At 51.3% G+C, this 1453-nt stretch carries 1 protein-coding gene and 2 pseudogenes; 2 read left to right on the plus strand and 1 reads right to left on the minus strand.

The window, feature by feature from the left end; translation table 11 throughout:
• Positions 1-937, plus strand: a 937-nt coding sequence (locus ABJ99_RS29640) for an RHS repeat-associated core domain-containing protein (RefSeq protein ID WP_326828205.1), incomplete at its 5' end; no start/stop codon positions are given.
• Between the two features lie 95 nt (positions 938-1032).
• Here the strand turns inward: ABJ99_RS29640 and ABJ99_RS27575 are convergent.
• Positions 1033-1173, minus strand: a pseudogene (locus tag ABJ99_RS27575) (hypothetical protein); the annotation flags it as partial.
• Between the two features lie 94 nt (positions 1174-1267).
• On the opposite strand from ABJ99_RS27575, the pseudogene ABJ99_RS29325 reads away from it, so the two are divergent.
• Positions 1268-1453, plus strand: a pseudogene (locus ABJ99_RS29325) (RHS repeat domain-containing protein); the annotation flags it as partial.

Below are 1453 nucleotides of genomic sequence, written 5' to 3' on the forward strand. Positions count from 1 at the left end.
TTCGGGCAAGGAACGGGATGCGACAGGGCTTTATTACTATGGGCGACGGTATTACGCGCCGTGGTTGCAGCGCTGGATCAATCCGGACCCAGCGGGGGCAGTGGATGGTTTGAACCTGTACCGTATGGTCAGAAACAATCCGGTATCCATGACTGATGTCGAAGGACTGGCTCCGTTATTTGGATTTGAGAGGGAGGTAGATGATGCTCGTCTGAAAGCGATAAGGGCGCTGGAAAAAACACGAGCATTGCTTGACGTCGACTCCAATAAAAATGTGCCAGAAGTAATGAACCGGTTTTTCAGGCGTCACGATGCCGAGCTCAAATATCGTTGGAAAAATGACATTGATAAGGTTTTGCGAGTCGCTCGAGAAACCGCTATCCGTAACGTTGAAATTACTGAGTCAGACGAGCCCGGAAAGACCGTTACGGCCTCCCTTGATATGAAGCGCTACTCAGGTTTTGCTCGTTATCTAAGTGCAACTACGCGCGCTGCTCTCAACAGTGCCTCTCCTGGCGAATTGAAACGCGAGATGGCAGAGGTCCGGAAGGACTATCGTGAGGAGCGCGAGGAAAAATTTTTAATGGTTCATAGAAGAGTCTGGGGTGAAGCCAAACGAGCTGCCGGAAAAAGTTATAGTGCTCAGGTATTGATTCACGAATTTTCTCACGCTGCATTGGATACTATGGATTACGTATACGGCAAGGCCAAGGAGGGTCAGGACCCTACGCCATTGTTTGAGTTGGCTGAGGGGAAAGTTGATACAGGTGCCGCGACGCTAGGCAAACACTATCGCGCCGATACGAGAGTTACACCCTCTGAGTTGGCCTACAATAATGCTGATTCATTTGCCGCTGCGGTGATGTTCGTTAAACGATCGGCCTCCAAAAAGCCAGCCGAACGTGCGCTATATAAACGTTTTTTTGATGCCAGTTAACCGCAACAAAGACGAAAAAGACCTCAACAACTCCCCCGCGGATAAAAGTACGCAAAGGGTTGATGAGGGCTGTCCAGCTTGCAGCTAAAACCCTATCAGCGAGCAATCGTCTGCGTCTTGACACCCGCTTCCAGCGCATTCGAGCGACCGTAGATATCTTCGAAACGCTCGATATCGTCCTCGCCCAGGTAGCTGCCCGATTGCATTTAGGTGATTTCCATCGGGATCTTGCCCGGGGTTTGAGACGATGCACTAATAAATCGGGAGGGTTTTGAGCTGAAAAAGTATTTAGTGCACTACCTGGCAAGGCGGATCAAGGACGACTGAACCATGAATACTACGAGCGCTGTACTGCACCGTTACACCCCGCATCTACAGGTGGTAGACCCGCGTCGGCTGTTGACCGATTCAGTCGTTTTCTGCCGTCTGAAGCCTGCTGAAGAACCGCAGGCCAGGCAAAGTCATACGGCCTTTGATGTCGCGGGTCGTCCGTCGATGAGCTGGGATCCGCGTCTG

This window comes from Pseudomonas syringae pv. cilantro, from assembly GCF_001293775.1.
GTDB lineage: Bacteria > Pseudomonadota > Gammaproteobacteria > Pseudomonadales > Pseudomonadaceae > Aquipseudomonas > Aquipseudomonas syringae_P.